We start from the raw sequence: 15,440 nt of genomic DNA, 5'->3' as shown, positions 1-15,440 counted from the left end.
CGGTAGCTTCGGGGCCGCCCCGCCCTCACCGACAAGGGGGCGGAGATCGGTTCTGCGCCTCCCTCTTCTCGTCCTCGCCACCCCGCCCGTGTCCCTCGACCTCCTGATCTCCGGCGGCACCGTCCTCGACGCCGTGAGCGGCGCGTCCCGCCGCGCCGACGTCCTCATCCGCGACGGGAAGATCGCCGCCGTCGGCGACGCCCTCGACGCGGGCGGGGCGGACGTGTACGACGCGGCCAGCAAGACGGTCTCGCAGGGCTGGATGGACATGCACGTCCACCTGAGGGAGCCGGGCCAGGAGCACAAGGAGACGATCCAGACCGGCGCGCGGGCGGCCGCGTGGGGCGGGTTCACGGCCGTCGCCTGCATGCCCAACACCGACCCGCCGATCGCCACGCGCGACGTGGTCGAGTTCGTCCGCAAGCGGGCGGAGGGGCTGGCCGTCGACGTCTACCCCATCGGGGCGGTGACCAAGGGCCGCCGCGGTGAGGAGTTGGCCGAGATGGCGGACATGGCCGCGGGCGGGGCGGTCGCCTTCTCCGACGACGGCTCGCCGGTCCAGCACGGCGGCCTCATGCGCCGGGCGCTCGAGTACGCGCGGACGGTCGGCCGGCCGGTCCTGGGCCACGAGGAGGACCTGACCCTCAACCCGCACGGGCACATGAACGAGGGGGCCGTCGCCACGCGGCTCGGGCTGCCCGGCATCCCCGGGCTCGCCGAGGAGGCCATGATCGCCCGCGACTGCCTGCTCGCCGAGTTCACGGGCGGCCGGTTCCACGTCTGCCACATCTCGACGGCCCGGGCCGTCGATGTCGTCCGCGAGGCGAAGCGGCGGGGCGCGCCTGTGACCGCCGAGGCGTGCCCGCACCACTGGGCGCTGACCGACGAGGCCGTCGAGACGAGTGGCTACGACACGAACACGAAGATGCACCCGCCGCTCCGCACCGCGGCCGACGTGCAGGCGATCAAGGACGGCCTGGCCGACGGCACGATCGACGCCATCGCGACGGACCACGCGCCGCATGCGGCCTTCGAGAAGGAGGTCGAGTTTATCGAGGCCCCGTTCGGCATCCTCGGCCTCGAAACCTGCTGGGGCCTGACGGTCCGCGACCTCGTGCGGCCCGGCGTGCTCACGCTGGCCCAGGTCGTCCACAAGCTGGCCGTGGCGCCGCGCGAGATCCTCGGCCTCGACGTGCCGACGTTCGACGTGGGCGGGGCGGCCAACCTGACCGTCTTCGACGACACGACGGAGTGGACGTTCGGGCGCGAGCACGTCCGGTCGAAGTCGCACAACACGCCGTTCGTGGGGAGCCCGATGGTCGGGCGCGCGTGGGCCGTCGTGAACAACGGGCAGCTCGTGGAGGCGGACTGAGCGGGGCGGGGCGGAGGCCCGCGGCGGCCGCCCCGCCCTCAGTCAAGGGCGCGGTACGTTCGGGTCCCTCGTACCGCCCAGCGTCGCGTTGCCCACCGTCTCCCGCTTCTTCGGCATCGTCGTCTTCCTCAACTACCGCGACCACCCCCCGCCCCACTTCCACGTCCGCTACGGCGAAGACGAGGTGACGGTCGAGATTGGGGGCGGCGCTGTAACGGGGCGGATGTCGAAGCGGGCGCTCCGGCTCGTGCTCGAATGGGCGGCGCTCCACGAGGACGAGCTGATGCGGAACTGGGACCTCGCCCGAGCACGTAAGCCGCTGGAACCGATCGAGCCGCTGACCTGATTCCCGAACCGATGCCGTACCCCTTCCTTCACGTCGTGAGCGTCGAGCACCTGGGCGGCTACCGGCTCGCAGTCTCGTTCACGGACGGGACCGAGCGGGAAGTGGACCTCAGCGGCGAGCTGGACGGGGAGGTGTTCGCGCCGTTGCGGGACGAGTCCGCGTTTGCCGAGGTGTACGTGGACGCCGAGACGGGGACGGTCGCGTGGCCGAACGGGGCCGACCTCGCCCCGGAGTTTTTGCGGGACGTCGGCCGGGAGGTGGCGCCGGCCGTCACGCGCTAATCCGTCCCCACGCGCGGCGCCGCCCCGCCCCCATTTGTCCCCGCCCATGCCCGCCCTCTCCGTCGTCCAGGCCGACATCACCACGCTCGACGTCGACGCCGTCGTCAACGCGGCCAACGAGCGGATGCTCGGCGGCGGCGGCGTCGACGGCGCCATCCACCGCGCGGCCGGGCCGGAGCTGCTCGCGGCGTGCCGGGCCGTGCCCGAGGTGCGCCCGGGCGTCCGGTGCCCGACCGGCGAGGCCCGCGTCACGCCGGGGTTCCGCCTCCCCGCCCGGTTCGTGATCCATACCGTCGGCCCGGTGTGGCGGGGCGGGGCGGCCGGCGAGGCCGACCTCCTCGCCTCGTGCTACCGGAGCAGCCTCGACCTCGCGGCCGAGAGCGGGGCGTCGTCGGTCGCCTTTCCGGCCATCTCGACCGGCGTCTACGGCTACCCGCCGGCGGACGCCGCGCATGTCGCCGTCGACGCGGTGCGGGCGTGGCAGGACGCGCACGGGCCGTCGCCGCGCGTGCTCCTCGTGGGCTACGACGCCGCCTCGGCCGACGTGCTGCGCCGGGCGCTGGAGGCGTAAACGCCGCCCCGCCCCACGCGAGCTCCGACGGCGCCCGCCCCGCCCCGATCGGCCTCGGCGGGGCGTGACGGTAGCCGTCTCGGACGAACGGGCGGGGCGGCCTACCTTCCGGGACGCCCGCCGCCCCGCCCATGACCCTGCCCGCCCTCACGCCCGCCGCGCTCCGCGCCCAGACGATCGGCGCCGACGCCGTCGTCGAGACCCCGTTCGGCCGGCGCCCGCTCGTCTACGCCGACTACACGGCGTCCGGCCGCCAGCTCGCGTTCGTCGAGGACCACCTGCGCGCGCTGGCCCCGCTCTACGCCAACGCCCACACCGAGGACAGCCTGACGGGCCGGGCGGCGACCGGCCTCCTCCACGACGCCGAGGCCGCCATCAAGCGGGCCGTGAACGCCGGGCCGGGCGGGAAGGTCGTGTGCGTGGGGACCGGCTCGACGGGCGCCATCCACAAGCTCCAGGAGATCCTCGGGATCGCGATTCCGCCGGCCACGCTCGACGCCCTCGCCCCGCTCGTCCCGGGCGGGGCGGAGGCGCTCCGCGCGCGCGGGCCGGTCGTGTTCGTGGGGCCGTACGAGCACCACTCGAACGAGGTGACGTGGCGCGAGGGGCTGTGCACGGTCGTCGAGGTGCCGCTCGACGGCCGCGGCCAGGTCTGCCTCGACGCCCTCGCGGAGCGCCTGGACGACCCGCGCTGGGCGGGGCGGCCGCTCGTCGGGTCGTTCTCGGCCGGGTCGAACGTGACCGGCATCCTCGCGCCGGTCCGCGAGATCGCGCGGGCGCTCCACGCGCGCGGCGCGCTCGCGCTCTTCGACTACGCGGCGACCGGGCCGTACGTCGAGATCGACATGGCGCCCGAGGGCGACCCGGACGGGCGGATCGACGCCGTCTTCCTCTCGCCCCACAAGTTCCTCGGCGGGCCGGGCGCGTGCGGGCTCCTGGTCTTCGACGAGTCGCTCTACCGCGGCGACCTGGCGCCGACCGTCGGCGGGGGCGGGACGGTCTCGTACGTGAACGAGGCGGACCACGACTACACCGACGACGTCGAGGCGCGCGAGACGGCCGGCACGCCCGGGCTGTTCCAGACGCTCCGCGCGGCCTACGCGCTCGAAGTCAAGCGGGCCGTCGGCGTCGACGCCATCCACGACCGCGAGCGCGCGCACCTCGCCCGCGCCCTCGCCGCCTGGGCCGACGACGACCGCGTCGAGATCCTCGGCCCCCAGGCCGCCGACGTCGAGCGCCTGTCGATCGTCTCGTTCAACGTCCGCGACGGGCGGGGCGGCGTGCTCCACCCCCGGTTCGTGACGGTCCTCCTGGACGACCTCTTCGGCATCCAGAGCCGGGCGGGGTGCTCGTGCGCCGGGCCGTACGGCCACCGGCTCTTGGGGATCGGGGCCGAGGAGAGCGCCCGGTTCCGCCAGTGCATCCTGGACGGCCACCACGGGCTAAAGCCGGGGTGGGCGCGCGTCGGCCTCCACTACTCGATGGACGAGGCCGAGGTCGACTACGTGATCGACGCCGTCCGCTTCGTGGCCGCGCACGGCGCCCGCTTCCTCGCGCTCTACGACTTCGACCTGGCCGCCGGCACGTGGACGCACCGCGACGGCTGCCCCGCCGGCCTGCGGTCCGCCCCGCCCGCGTTCAGCCTGGACGCGGCCCTGGGCGGGGCGGCCTACGCTGAGTCGTGCTCGGGCGCCGAGCGCCGCGCCCTCTACGCGAGCGCGCTCGCCGACGCCCAGTCCCTCGCCCGCGACCTCCCCGCTCCGGCGGGCGGGGCGGTCCTGGAGGGCGACCTGGCGGACCTCCAGTTTTTTGCGATGCCGGGGTAGCTCGCCTGCGGCTCGCGGGACTGGGGACTGGGGACTGGGGACTGGGGACTGGGGACTGGGGACTGGGGACTGGGGACTGGGGACTGGGAGCGCGCGGGCGGGGTGGCGCCCGTTTTGTTCCGCCTTGCCCGTGGACGGTCCTGTAGGGGCGACCGGCGGTCGCCCTCGGGGGCGGGGCGGTCGCGCAGCCACCCCGCCCGACGGCGGGCACCCGTAGGGACACGACTTGTCGTGTCCGGGGCGGGGGGGGCATCCTGGACCACCCCGCCCGTCCCGCCGCCGTGACCTGCCTGCACGTACGGGCGACCGCCGGTCGCCCCTACGCCGCCCCGCCCTCGCGTCCTGCGGGCGGGGCGGGGCATGTGGCCCCCGCTGCCTGCTGCCCGCCCTCACCCGTGCGGGTCCGGGTAGAGGCGAACCTCGATCTCGTCGGCCACGCCGCGGAGCTGCTCCTCGTCCATGCCGTCGAGGACGCGGCGGAGCGGGGTGCGGAGGCCGCGGAGCGCGAGGTCGAGCGCGACGCCGAGCGCCTGGCGCGTCACCCGCCCCACGCCCAGGCGCTCCAGCGGCTCGCGGAGGTGGTACGCGAGCGCGTGCTCGCCGACGCCGTAGATGAACGCGTGCGCCTGCGCCGCCTTCTCGCTGCGCGGCCGGTCCGACCGGAGGAGCTCGACGACGGCGTGGCCGTCGGCCGCGAGCGGCTCGGAGAGCGGCGTCGCGAGGAACCAGGCCCTCACAGCTCGCCCCGCGGCTGGAGGTCCGTGAACGCCGTCTCGTCGAGGTCCGCGACGGCGCGCGGCTCGGTCAGGATCGCCGTCCCGTCGCCGTCCTTGACCTTTTTCGTCGCCAGGCGGAGCGGGCCGGCTGGCGTCTCGACCTCGGCCGGGTCGAGCCACACCCAGCGCGACCGCGCCGTGTCGCCTTCTAGCACGTACGACCACGCCGTCATCGAGCGCGTGCCCGGCTCGGTCTCGATCGCGTACTGGTCGCCCGGCGTCAGCCCGACGCCGTCGAACGAGAGCTGGAGCGTCTGGCCGTCGGCGCCGACCGCGCGGCGGACGCCGGGGTCGAGCGTCTTGAGCGGGGCGAGCAGCCAGTACCCGTCGTTGACGTGGCGGCGGTGGGCCTCGACGAGCCGCTCGTCCAGGGCCGCCCCGCCCAGCGCGGCCCCGTTCATGGCCGCCTGCCCGGCCGGCGCCTCGGGGTCGAACGTCGACGGCGAGAACACGGCGACGACGACCGAGTCCGCCCCGACCGGCCACTCGACGCGCGTCCGGTCGCCGGCCTTGTCCCACAGGTGGTGCGCGCGCATCCGCTCGGTCGAGTCCACGACGACGGCCCAGTCGAAGGCGAGGGCGGGGAGGGCGTCCCACGCCTCCGCCCCGCCCGCGCCCTCGGCGACGGCGTAGGCGAGCGAGTCGGCGGCCGTCTCGAGCGGCGGCCGCGAGGGCGACGCGCACGCGGCGCACCCGAGGACGACGGCAGACAGGAGGAGCCGGGCGGGCGGGGCGGGAACGGTAAACATGGGGCGGGGCGGGGAAAGGCGGAAGGTCGCCGCACGGAGGCGCCGCTGCCAAACGGCGCCCGCGCCGCTCCGTCTGAGGCGGAGACGCGCGGCCGCTGCCACCCCGCCCGGGCTCCGAGTCGAGCGGGGCGGAACGCCGGGGCGGGGCGGCGGCGTAAGCGGTGCCCCACCCGCCCCGCCCCCGTTGCTCTCCCGAAAAGGTTACCCGTCGACCGCCGCCACCCGTCAGGCCGCCCACGTAGCGATGTGCGGGGCGGCCGCGTCCAGCAGGGCGGAGCGGGCGGGGGCAGCCTGATGGCGCGCGACCCCCGCCGCCGCCGCGGCCCCGTCCTCCGTGCACGCCGCGCCGGCCCCAGCCGTGCCCGCGCGGCCGTGCCGAACTTTTTCACGCTGATGAACCTGCTCGCCGGGTTCTTCTCGCTCATCCAGACGGCGGCGGGCAACCTGGAGGCGGCGGCGTGGCTCGTGGTCCTGGCCGGCTTCTTCGACCTCCTCGACGGCATGATGGCCCGGCTCGTCGGGGCCTCCGGGGAGTTCGGCGTCGAGCTCGACTCGCTCTGCGACGTGGTCTCGTTCGGGGTCGCGCCGAGCTTCCTGCTCTACGTGTTCGGGCTGAACCAGCTCGGCCCGCTCTGGGGCGCGCTGCTCGCGAGCCTCCCCGCCCTGTTCGGGGCCGTCCGCCTGGCCCGGTTCAACTCGATGGCCGTCGCGGGCGAGAAGCACGCCGAGTTTTCGGGCCTCCCGATCCCCGCCCAGGCCGGGGCCGTCGTCGTGTTCATCCTGGTCTTCGTCGACCGGCCGTGGTTCGACGTGCTGGCGCGGCCGCAGCTCTCGACGCTCATCATCCTGGTCGTCGTGCTCTCGTCGCTCATGGTGCTGCCGGTCCCGTTCCCGGCCCTCCCGCAGCCGAACCGGACGAACCTGCGGCGCTACCGCTTCCGGTACCTCCTGTTTCTGCTCGTCCTCGTCCTCGGCCTCGTGTTCCAGGAGGAGGGCCTCCTCGTCGGCGCCGTGATCTACCTCGGGTGGGGGCTGGGCCGTGCGCTCCTGTGGGCGGTCCGCGTGGCGACCGAGCCCGAGGAGGACGAGCCGCCCCGCCCCGGCCCGCTCGACGCGGACGCGCCCCGCGTCGGCGCGTAGTTTCCCCGGCCACCGCCCCGCCCCCTGGGACCGCCCCGCCCGATGTTCACCGCCCACGTCCGCGTCACGCTCCGCCCATCGATCCTCGACCCGCAGGGGAAGGCGGTCCAGCACGCGCTCCACGAGCTCGGCATGGGCTCCGTCGAGAGCGTGCGGACCGGGACGTTCGTCGAGGTCCGCGTGGACGAGCCGACGCCGGAGGCGGCCGAGGCCGTCGTGCGCCAGGCGTGCGACCGGCTCCTGGCCAACCCGGTGACGGAGGACTATGAGATCCTCGCGCTGGTCCCGGCCGAGGAAACCGCGGCGTAGGCGACGCGTGGCTGAACGGCCCGGGCGGCTGCCCCGCCCCGCCCGCTCCCCCTCCGAGACCGCCCCGGCCGGCCCATGCCCCTCCCCGCTTTCCCCGACGCCGCCCCCGTCGCCGAGCCGACGGCCGACGAAGCCGTCGACACGCCCTGGCGCGTGATCCTCTACGACGACGACATCCACACCTTCGACGAGGTGATCCTCCAGCTGATCCGGGCCACCGGCTGCTCGGAGCAGCAGGCCGAGCGCCACGCGTTCACGGTCCACACGGCCGGCAAGGACTGCGTCTACCAGGGCGACTTTTTCGACTGCTTCCAGGTCCAGGGCGTCCTCCGCCAGATCCAGCTCGTGACGGAGATCGAGGGATGAGGGATGAGGGATCGCGCGGGCGGGGCGGCGCCGGTTTTGTTCCGCCCCGCCCATTGCCGCCACGCCTAACGAAGGGCACCCGTAGGGACACGACTTGTCGTATCCGACGCGGGCGGGGCGGTCCTGAGCGTCGTCGTCGTCTGCCCGCACGCACGGGCGACCGCCGGTCGCCCCTACGCCGCCCCGCCCGTCGCCGCCCCGCCCGGCGGCCGCGGCCCGACGGCGTTGCATGCAACGCCGCTACGACGGCCACCCCGCCCTCGTGCGGTGCGGGCGGGGCGGCGCCCGCTGCCCGCCCGCTACCGCATCAGCAGGTAGCTCAGCTTGACCAGGACCACGTCGTCCGGGAACGCCCCGAACGTGTCCGCAAACTGGCCGCCGGTGCCCGTCTCGAACGGCGAGGGCGGGGCGGCGGCCAGGAGCGCCTCCTCGAACTGCTCGCTCCGGCGGCCCTGGCTCCACACGACGTAGAGCGCCGAGCCCAGGCGGTACTCCCAGCGGAGGACGGCGTTGCCCGTGAACGCGGAGAACGCGAAGTCGCGGCGCTTGGGGAAGCCGGAGGCGGGGCGGAGGTCGTCAGGGCCGGCGAGCACGGAGAGGTCGCGGTAACGCCCGCGCGCGGCGAACAGCTGGCCGAAGGCCTGGAGCGAGAGCGTCGGCGAGACGATGTACTGGCCGCGCAGCGTGGCCTCGGCCTCGCGCGTGTCGCGGAGCCCGAACAGCGGGACGTAGAACGCCGTGCCCGCGACCTGGAGCGGGGCGGCGTCGTAGGGGGCGAGGCCGGCGACGAGCCCCACCCCGCCCGGGAACGGGACGAGGTCGCCGTCGACGAGCGCCTCGGGCACGTCGGCCTGGGCGCCGACGAAGAGGCCAGCCGGCGTCTGGACGAACGCCTCGTTGGCCGCCCACGCTTGCCGGCCGTCGGTCCAGCCCCCGCTCGCCTCGACGTCCAGGCTCAGGCGGTCGCTCACGGCCCAGTCCACCTCGAGGCCCGCCGAGAAGCCGCGCGCGCCGTCGGCGCCGAGCGACCCGCCCACGTCGACCTCGACCTGGTACCGCCGCCGCGAGTCGGTCTCGTACGACACCCAGAGCCCGCCGCGCGCCACGTTGCGCACGTCGCCCAGCCCTCGCGCCTCGCGCACGTCGAGCCCGCCCAGCCCGTCGAGGTCGACCGAGACCGAGAGCTCCTGGAAGCCGGGGAAGTCGGCGCGGGCGAAGAAAGAGAGGTCCGCCCCCCGGTTTGTCCGGTCGGCCAGCCGCCACGTCTGCGAGCCGTAGACGCTGCCGCGGAGCCGCCGGAACGGGCCGACCGGGCGGCCCTCGTTGACGAGGTAGCTCGTCCCGGCCCGGGCCTGGAGCAGGTCGGTCTGCCGGAACCGCCCGACGTCGTCCAGGCGGACGCCCGCGGTGTAGGCCCGAAGGCCGAACCCGGGCGTGAGGTAGCCCTCCTCGCGGTCGAACCCGAGGTAGACCGCCCCGCCCCCGACGCGGCCTTCGTCGGCGTCGCGGGCCGTTCCGGCGGCCGTCCCCTCGAACACCCACCCGCCCGTGCGGAGCGCCCAGTCGGCCGCGCCGGCGAGGGCGAGCGTGCGGCCGTCGCCGTTGTCCGGCCGCGTCCCGTACGCCGTCAGCCCGCCGCCGACGTAGCTCCGCCCGGGCAGCTCCTGCTTGAGCCGCCCCGCCCCGTAGAACCGGCCCGGCCGGAAGTCGCCGCCGGTCGCCGAGCCCAGCGCCCCGAACGAGAGGCCGCCCCCGGTCCGCCCCGTGACCTTGGCCGCGGCGATGATGGGCGACTCGCCGCCCACGCGGCGCGTGTAGAGGAGCGCCCCGTCGCCGCCGCCGACCGTGAGGTCGAAGATCTGCGTGCCCTCGAGGAAGAACGGCCGGCGCTCGCTCAGGAAGCGCTCGAACGTGGACAGGTTGAGCTGAGCGGGGTCGGCGTCGACCTGGCCGAAGTCGGGGTTGACCGTCGCGTCGAGGATGACGTTCGAGCCCAGACCCACCTTGAGGTCGGCGCCTACGTTTGCCCCGACGCTCTCGGCGCCGGTCCCCGGCCGGTCGGGGTCCTCGGTCCGGGCCGCGCGCGCGAGCGTGTACGGCGCCGCCTGAAGCACGGGGCGGGGCGCGAGCCCGCCGACCCCGTCGAGCGTCCCGAACAACTGGACGATTCCGCCCTCGGCCTCAGCCCGCGTGACGGGCGCCCAGTAGGCATCCTCCCCGCTCGCCGGCATCACGCGCTGGAAGTTGACGCCCCACGACGCCGTGCCCTCGGTGTAGCGGAGCTGGGAATACGGGATGCGGAGCTCGGCCGTCCACCCGTCCGGCCCCACGCGCACGGCCGACTCCCACACGGCGTCCCACGAGCGGTCCTCGCGGCGCCCCTCGATGGTCCCGTCGAAGCGGACGCCGGCGGCCGTGACGCCGAACACGTAGGCGGTCCGGTCGTCGTTGTAGCTGTCGAGGGAGACCACGAAGGCGTCCGCCCCGCCCGTGTTGTCGCGGCGGCTGAGGGTCTGGCGGATCCGCGACGGGTCGGCCGTGAACATCCGGGCGCCCACGACGAGCCCGTCGGCCGCCCGGAGCACGCGGACCTCGGTCCGCTCCGTCGCCGGGGCGCCCTCGTCGGGCTCGTACTGGACGAAGCCCGTCGCCACCTCGGCGCTGGCCCACGCCGCCTCGTCGAGGACGCCGTCGACGCGGAGGCCCTCGCCGGCCGGCGCCGCTGTGACCACCGGCCGCGCTGGATCGGGGCCGGGCCGTCCGTCGCCGCCGGGCGGGGCGGCGAGCGCGAGCAGGAGCGCGAGCGTGAGCACGGGGGAGACGACGGGGCGGGGCGGGCGTACGTTCCGAAGCTCGCCCCCACCCCGCCCTTTTGGTCCGCCCCGTGGCCGTCCCTGACACGTTCCTCACACTCGCGGCCCCGGCGGCCGCCGAGCCGCCCAAAACGAAGGGCTCGCGGTTTATCGGTGAGGCCGCCCCGGTGCGGACCGAGGCCGAGGCGCTCGCGGCCGTCGCCGCCGTCCGCGCCCGCGAGCACGCGGCAACGCACGTGTGCTGGGCGTTCCGGCTCGGCCCGGGCGGACCCAAAGGGCGAAGCGTCTGGCGCACGCAGGACGACGGCGAGCCGTCGGGCTCGGCCGGAGCCCCGATCCTCCGCGAGATCGAGGGCCGCGACCTGACCAACGTCGTGGTCGCCGTCACGCGCTACTACGGGGGGACGAAGCTGGGCGTGGGCGGGTTGGCCCGGGCCTACGGTGAGGCCGCCGGCGCGGCGCTCGATGCGGGCCGCCCCGCCCGCGGCACGGTCCGCGTGCCCGTCGTGCTCCGGTTCGCGTTCGCCGACACGGCCCCGGCCATGCGGCTCCTGGACGCGTTCGACGCCGAGGTGGCCGAGCAGACGTTCTCGCCGGACGGCACCGAGTTGGCCCTCCGTGTCCGCCGCAGCCACGCCGCCCCGCTCCGGGCAGCCTTCGTCGAGGCCACGGCGGGGCGGGGCGAGGTGGTGGAGAGCAGGTAGAGCAGGTAGAGCAGGTAGAGCAGGTAGAGCAGGTAGAGCAGGTAGAGCAGGTAGAGCAGGTAGAGCAGGTAGAGCAGGTAGAGCAGGTAGAGCAGGTAGAGCAGGTAGAGCAGGGCAGGGCGGCGGCCGAAAAGTTCCGCGGCGCTCCCGCCCCGCCCGGTGGCGAGAGCGGGGCGGGGCGGGCATCTTGCTCTTTCCGCTCTTTCCGCTCTTTCCGCTCTTTCCGCTCTTTCCGCTCTTTCCGCTCTTTCCGCTCTTTCCGCTCTTTCCGCTCTTTCCGCTCTCTACCGCTCTTTCCGCTCTCTACCGCTCGGCCATCATCGTGCGCATGGCGCCCACGGCGAGGCCGTCGACGTGCTCGTTGAGCGGGACGCCGGCGTGGCCCTTCACCTTGACCCAGGCCACGTCGTGCCGCTCGTCCTGGGCCATCAGCCGCTCCCACAGGTCGCGGTTGAGGACCGGCTTCTTGTCGGACTTTTTCCACCCCCGCCGGACCCACCCGTCCATCCAGCGGTCCTTGAACGCGTTGATGAGGTAGGCGCTGTCGGAGTGGAGGCGGACGCGGCACGGCTCCTGGAGCGCTTCGAGCGCCTCGGCGGCGGCGGTCAGCTCCATCCGGTTGTTGGTGGTCTCGGGCTCGGCGCCCTTCAGGTCGCGCGTGATCGTGTCGGGCGGGGCGCCGTAGACGAGCGTGGCGCCCCAGCCGCCGGGGCCGGGGTTGCCCGAGCACGCGCCGTCGGTGTAGATGGTGACGTCTTTGATGGGGACTAGGGACTAGGGACTGCGGGGACTGGGAGAGCGGAAGCTACAGGTGGGTCCGCTCGGCCTCCCCACGAGATTTGCCCGCCCCGCCCCCACTAACTTTCTCGGACAGCCATCTTGTAGTCCCCAGTCCCCAGTCCCCAGTCCCCAGTCCCCAGTATGAAATTCGTAGACTACGTCACCGTCACGGTCCGCAGCGGGCGGGGCGGCCCGGGGAGCGCCCACTTCCGCCGCGAAAAGTTCGAGCCCCGCGGCGGCCCCGACGGCGGCGACGGCGGGGCGGGCGGGTCGGTCGCGCTCGAAGGCGACGACAACCTGTACACGCTCCTCGACCTCCGCTACAACCGCCACCACTTTGCCGCGGCCGGCGAGCCGGGCGGGGGCTCGGGGAAGTCGGGCAAGACGGCCGACGACATCGTCCTGCGCGTCCCGCTCGGGACCGTCGCCCGCGACGGCGAGACCGGCGAGGCGCTCGGCGAGATCGTCGAGGACGGCCAGCGCATCGTGCTCGCGCAGGGCGGGCGGGGCGGGCTGGGCAACACGCACTTCAAGAGCGCCACGAACCAGACCCCGCGCTACGCCCAGCCCGGCGAGGCCGGCGAGGAGCGCGAGGTGACGCTCGAACTCAAGCTGCTCGCCGACGTCGGCCTGGTCGGTTTCCCCAACGCCGGCAAGTCCACGCTCGTCAGCTCGCTGTCAGCGGCCAAGCCCAAGGTGGCCGACTACCCGTTCACGACGCTCGAACCCAACCTGGGCATGGTCTACCTCGGCGACTGGCGCTCGTTCGTCGTCGCCGACATCCCCGGCCTTATCGAGGGCGCGTCGGAGGGGCGCGGGCTGGGCCACCAGTTCCTCAAGCACGTCGAGCGCAACGCGGTCCTCCTATTCTGCGTCGCCGCCGACGCCGAGGACCCCGGCGCCCGCTACGCGACGCTGCTCGCCGAGTTGGAGGCGTTCAGCCCGGACCTCGTCGACAAGCCGCGCCTGGTGGCGCTGACCAAGATGGACCTCGTCGGCCCCGACCTCGCCGACGCCTGGGTCGAGGAGGCCCGCGCCGGCTTCCCGGACGACGTCGAGGTGCTCCCCGTCTCGGCCGTCGCGCAGCGCGGTCTCGATCGGCTCAAAGAGGCCCTGTGGGTCCACGTCGAGGCCGAGCGCGACGAGGCGGAAGGGTAGGGGAGGACCGCCCCGCCCCCGTGCGACAAGCCGTGGGCGGGGTGGCGCGACGACCGTCCCGCCCTTATACGGCGTGCCCGATGCAGACACTGCGCGTGGTGACCGTACGTGTCCGCCCCGCCCGGGCGCCGCAGCCCGCTGGCGTTGCATGCAACACCGCTACGACGGCCACCCCGCCCGTGCCGTGGGCGGGGTGGTGATCTCAGGCCCGTGGCCCTCAGACCGCCTCCGCCACCAGGATCAGCGAGAGCGGCGCGCCCGTCTCCGGATCCGTCGGCTCCACGACCTCGGTCAGCCGGAGCCCGGCCGCCATCACCACGCGCACCCACGAGCCGAGCGTGCGGAAAAACCACGGCATCGGCTCAAAGTCGCCCTCGACGCCGTCGAACGTCTCCTCGCGCCACCCGTCGGCGTACGGCGCGCCGGCCGTGAGCGGGTGGACCGTCTGGACCACGACGCGCCCGCCCCGCTCCAGCACGGCCGCGGCGGCGCGGAGCGGGGCGGCGGCCCGGTCGTCGAGGAGCGAGAAGTTGAACACGGCCACGTCGTAGGGTCCGCCCAGGCGGTCCGGGTCGGCGGCGGCCGCCTCGTAGTCGAGGACGTCGTAGGTCGCGCCCGCCCCGCCCTCGGCGCGGGCCGCCTCCACGAGCGGGGCGGACGCGTCGACGCCGTGGACGGAGACGCCTAGCGCTCCGAGCGCCCGCGCCAGCCACCCCTCGCCGCACCCCACGTCGAGCACGCGCCCAGCCGGCGGCAGCCCGCCCACGACGGCCTCGACGACGGCCGCGTCCGTGCCCGCCCGGCGGCTCGGGATGTTCCCCTCACGGACGGCCGCCGTCCACGCCTCGGCGTTCCGGGTCCACGTCGGGACGAGGCGGAGGGCGGGGCGGTCGGTCACGGGCGGGGCGGCTAGATGGCCGGGTCGGGCGGCGTCGTGCCCGGGTTCGCGAGCCGCTCCTGCTGCGGGAACGGGTAGAAGTTCCGCGTCCGCTGGAACGGGTCCGAGGGGTCCGGCTCGCCCTGGTTCAGGCGCCGCGCGTCCTCCAGGCGGAGGCCCTGGAGGTAGAGCTCGGTCGCGCGGTTGTAGTAGATCTCGTTGAGCAGGCTCTGGAGGTCCGTGGGGCCGTCGTAGGCGTCGAGGTTCGCGGCGAGCCCGAACGGGTCCTCGGTGTCGGTCCGCACGGCGTTGATGGCCGCGACCGCCCCGCCCGCGTCGCCCTGCCGGGCGAGGACTTCGGCGCGGATCAGGAGCATCTCGTCGGGGACGTAAGCCGGAAGCGGGGTGATCAGGCTGGTGCCGATGAAGCCGGCCGCCGTCTCGATCGGGTAGTCGTTCACGCTCGTGTCGTCGTTCGAATCGGTGAAGTACGCGATCCGACCGTCGTCGTCCTCGATGCTCTCCAGCCCGAGGTCGTCGCGGACGGCGAAGCTGGGTTGCCCGAGCGACGGCGAGATGGCGGCGAACAGCGGGTTCGTCACGTCGGTCGTGTAGGTGAACACCGAGGTCGCCGCGGGGTCCACGCGGCCGGCCGCGGCGAGCGCTCCGTCGAGGTCGCCGGCGAGGAGGGCGAACCGCGCGCGGTATGCGCGGATCGTGTTGAGCAGGTCGAACCCGCGCGGGACGACGTCTCGGAACGCCGCGTTGGGCGGGGTGGCGATCAGGAGGTCCTCGGCGGACGCCAGGAGCGAGACGGCCTCTTCGAGCGCGGCCTGCCGCGGGACGTACGTCGCCGGCCCGTCGGTCCGCGTGTCGATCACCACGTCCGTGAACCCAACGGCGAGCGCCCCGAGCGCCGCCGCCTTGTAGAACTGGGCGAGCGCGACGAGCCCGCTCTGGAGCGCCGGCTCGACCGTCTCGGTCGCCTGCGCCCCGGCGATGAGGGCGTCGGCCAGCGAGGTCGTCTGGTACATCTCGCGGAAGTAGCCGGTCACGTTCGCGTTCGACGGGTCGAGCCCCGCCCCGCCCGCGTCGAGCTCGAGGAGGTTGGCGAACGTGTTGTCCGCGGCCAGCTCGCGCGACGTGATCCCGGTCGTGAGCACGAGGTTGTCGTAGGCGCCCGCGTTGTACTGGCGCTGGAGGCCGGCGGCAGCGGAGAGAAGGCCCGCTCGCGTGCTGAACGCGTCCTCCTCGGTCGTCGCGTTGGGGTCGTCGATGTTCAGGTCGCACCCGGCGAGCGGGGCGGCGAGGGCGAGGGCGAGGGCGAGGCACCGCCCCGCTCGACGTGTGGTCGTGGTCATGGGATGGGGCG

General features: G+C 74.5%; 16 protein-coding genes. 10 read left to right on the top strand and 6 right to left on the bottom strand.

Translation table 11 applies throughout. The features are described from left to right. The first annotated feature begins 88 nt into the window (after window positions 1–88). The 5 genes from RQM47_RS11620 to RQM47_RS11600 all read left to right on the top strand — a co-directional run bounded on the left by RQM47_RS11620 (window position 89) and on the right by RQM47_RS11600 (window position 4,396). Window positions 89–1,372, top strand: coding sequence for a dihydroorotase (locus tag RQM47_RS11620; RefSeq protein ID WP_314009052.1), 1,284 nt, complete (start codon window positions 89–91; stop codon window positions 1,370–1,372). An 88-nt stretch (window positions 1,373–1,460) separates the two neighbouring features. Continuing rightward, complete coding sequence (locus tag RQM47_RS11615) at window positions 1,461–1,718, top strand: DUF4160 domain-containing protein (protein WP_311664103.1); 258 nt, start codon at window positions 1,461–1,463, stop codon at window positions 1,716–1,718. Between the two features lie 11 nt (window positions 1,719–1,729). Next, window positions 1,730–1,999, top strand: coding sequence for a DUF2442 domain-containing protein (locus RQM47_RS11610; protein ID WP_311664101.1), 270 nt, complete (start codon window positions 1,730–1,732; stop codon window positions 1,997–1,999). Window positions 2,000–2,045: 46 nt separating this feature from the next. Beyond that, window positions 2,046–2,570: an O-acetyl-ADP-ribose deacetylase gene (locus tag RQM47_RS11605; RefSeq protein ID WP_311664099.1), complete on the top strand. Its 525-nt coding sequence runs from the start codon at window positions 2,046–2,048 to the stop codon at window positions 2,568–2,570. A 131-nt stretch (window positions 2,571–2,701) separates the two neighbouring features. After that, window positions 2,702–4,396: an aminotransferase class V-fold PLP-dependent enzyme gene (locus tag RQM47_RS11600; protein ID WP_311664097.1), complete on the top strand. Its 1,695-nt coding sequence runs from the start codon at window positions 2,702–2,704 to the stop codon at window positions 4,394–4,396. Window positions 4,397–4,785: 389 nt separating this feature from the next. On the opposite strand, the gene RQM47_RS11595 is transcribed toward RQM47_RS11600, so the two are convergent. Both RQM47_RS11595 and RQM47_RS11590 read right to left on the bottom strand, forming a co-directional pair. Next, a complete protein-coding gene (locus tag RQM47_RS11595; RefSeq protein WP_311666018.1) occupies window positions 4,786–5,133 on the bottom strand; it encodes a hypothetical protein in 348 nt (115 codons plus the stop codon). Then, complete coding sequence (locus RQM47_RS11590; protein ID WP_314009050.1) at window positions 5,130–5,921, bottom strand: hypothetical protein; 792 nt, start codon at window positions 5,919–5,921, stop codon at window positions 5,130–5,132. Before RQM47_RS11590 ends, RQM47_RS11595 begins: the two co-directional genes overlap by 4 nt. A gap of 372 nt (window positions 5,922–6,293) precedes the next feature. On the opposite strand from RQM47_RS11590, the gene pssA reads away from it, so the two are divergent. The 3 genes from pssA to RQM47_RS11575 all read left to right on the top strand — a co-directional run bounded on the left by pssA (window position 6,294) and on the right by RQM47_RS11575 (window position 7,736). Next, window positions 6,294–7,061 (top strand): CDP-diacylglycerol--serine O-phosphatidyltransferase, encoded by a 768-nt coding sequence (pssA, locus tag RQM47_RS11585; protein ID WP_311666023.1) that lies wholly within the window; start codon window positions 6,294–6,296, stop codon window positions 7,059–7,061. A 42-nt stretch (window positions 7,062–7,103) separates the two neighbouring features. Continuing rightward, window positions 7,104–7,370 carry a phosphoribosylformylglycinamidine synthase subunit PurS gene (gene purS, locus RQM47_RS11580; RefSeq protein WP_311666025.1) on the top strand — a complete coding sequence of 89 codons (267 nt, stop codon included), beginning with the start codon at window positions 7,104–7,106 and terminating at the stop codon, window positions 7,368–7,370. Between the two features lie 75 nt (window positions 7,371–7,445). Beyond that, window positions 7,446–7,736 carry an ATP-dependent Clp protease adaptor ClpS gene (locus RQM47_RS11575; RefSeq protein WP_311666027.1) on the top strand — a complete coding sequence of 97 codons (291 nt, stop codon included), beginning with the start codon at window positions 7,446–7,448 and terminating at the stop codon, window positions 7,734–7,736. A 299-nt stretch (window positions 7,737–8,035) separates the two neighbouring features. Here the strand turns inward: RQM47_RS11575 and RQM47_RS11570 are convergent, their stop codons facing one another. Next, the gene (locus RQM47_RS11570) at window positions 8,036–10,549 is read right to left on the bottom strand and encodes a DUF5916 domain-containing protein (RefSeq protein ID WP_314009048.1); all 2,514 of its coding nucleotides are present in this window, start codon (window positions 10,547–10,549) and stop codon (window positions 8,036–8,038) included. 71 nt (window positions 10,550–10,620) lie between these two features. On the opposite strand from RQM47_RS11570, the gene RQM47_RS11565 reads away from it, so the two are divergent. Then, window positions 10,621–11,253, top strand: a complete 633-nt coding sequence (locus RQM47_RS11565) for an IMPACT family protein (RefSeq protein WP_314009046.1) — start codon at window positions 10,621–10,623, stop codon at window positions 11,251–11,253. Window positions 11,254–11,556: 303 nt separating this feature from the next. On the opposite strand, the gene rnhA is transcribed toward RQM47_RS11565, so the two are convergent. After that, window positions 11,557–12,000 (bottom strand): ribonuclease HI, encoded by a 444-nt coding sequence (gene rnhA / locus RQM47_RS11560; RefSeq protein ID WP_314009436.1) that lies wholly within the window; start codon window positions 11,998–12,000, stop codon window positions 11,557–11,559. A gap of 174 nt (window positions 12,001–12,174) precedes the next feature. On the opposite strand from rnhA, the gene obgE reads away from it, so the two are divergent. Then, a complete protein-coding gene (obgE, locus tag RQM47_RS11555) occupies window positions 12,175–13,191 on the top strand; it encodes a GTPase ObgE (RefSeq protein WP_311662972.1) in 1,017 nt (338 codons plus the stop codon). A gap of 217 nt (window positions 13,192–13,408) precedes the next feature. On the opposite strand, the gene RQM47_RS11550 is transcribed toward obgE, so the two are convergent. Continuing rightward, window positions 13,409–14,089: a class I SAM-dependent methyltransferase gene (locus RQM47_RS11550; protein ID WP_314009045.1), complete on the bottom strand. Its 681-nt coding sequence runs from the start codon at window positions 14,087–14,089 to the stop codon at window positions 13,409–13,411. Window positions 14,090–14,100: 11 nt separating this feature from the next. Then, window positions 14,101–15,429: a RagB/SusD family nutrient uptake outer membrane protein gene (locus RQM47_RS11545; RefSeq protein ID WP_314009043.1), complete on the bottom strand. Its 1,329-nt coding sequence runs from the start codon at window positions 15,427–15,429 to the stop codon at window positions 14,101–14,103. Window positions 15,430–15,440: the final 11 nt, after the last annotated feature.

It is taken from the genome of Rubrivirga sp. S365, from assembly GCF_032248475.1.
Classification (GTDB): Bacteria; Bacteroidota; Rhodothermia; order Rhodothermales; family Rubricoccaceae; genus Rubrivirga; species Rubrivirga litoralis.
The sequence above is the reverse complement of the archived record's forward strand: the minus strand, read 5'-3'. Positions and strand labels throughout refer to the sequence as shown.

Coding starts and splice junctions, on each gene's coding strand:
- RQM47_RS11610 (WP_311664101.1), top strand. CDS start 1,730: ATGCCGTACCCCTTCCTTCACGTCGTGAGCGTCGAGCACCTGGGCGGC.
- RQM47_RS11605 (WP_311664099.1), top strand. CDS start 2,046: ATGCCCGCCCTCTCCGTCGTCCAGGCCGACATCACCACGCTCGACGTC.
- RQM47_RS11600 (WP_311664097.1), top strand. CDS start 2,702: ATGACCCTGCCCGCCCTCACGCCCGCCGCGCTCCGCGCCCAGACGATC.
- RQM47_RS11590 (WP_314009050.1), bottom strand. CDS start 5,921: ATGTTTACCGTTCCCGCCCCGCCCGCCCGGCTCCTCCTGTCTGCCGTC.
- purS (WP_311666025.1), top strand. CDS start 7,104: ATGTTCACCGCCCACGTCCGCGTCACGCTCCGCCCATCGATCCTCGAC.
- RQM47_RS11575 (WP_311666027.1), top strand. CDS start 7,446: ATGCCCCTCCCCGCTTTCCCCGACGCCGCCCCCGTCGCCGAGCCGACG.
- obgE (WP_311662972.1), top strand. CDS start 12,175: ATGAAATTCGTAGACTACGTCACCGTCACGGTCCGCAGCGGGCGGGGC.
- RQM47_RS11545 (WP_314009043.1), bottom strand. CDS start 15,429: ATGACCACGACCACACGTCGAGCGGGGCGGTGCCTCGCCCTCGCCCTC.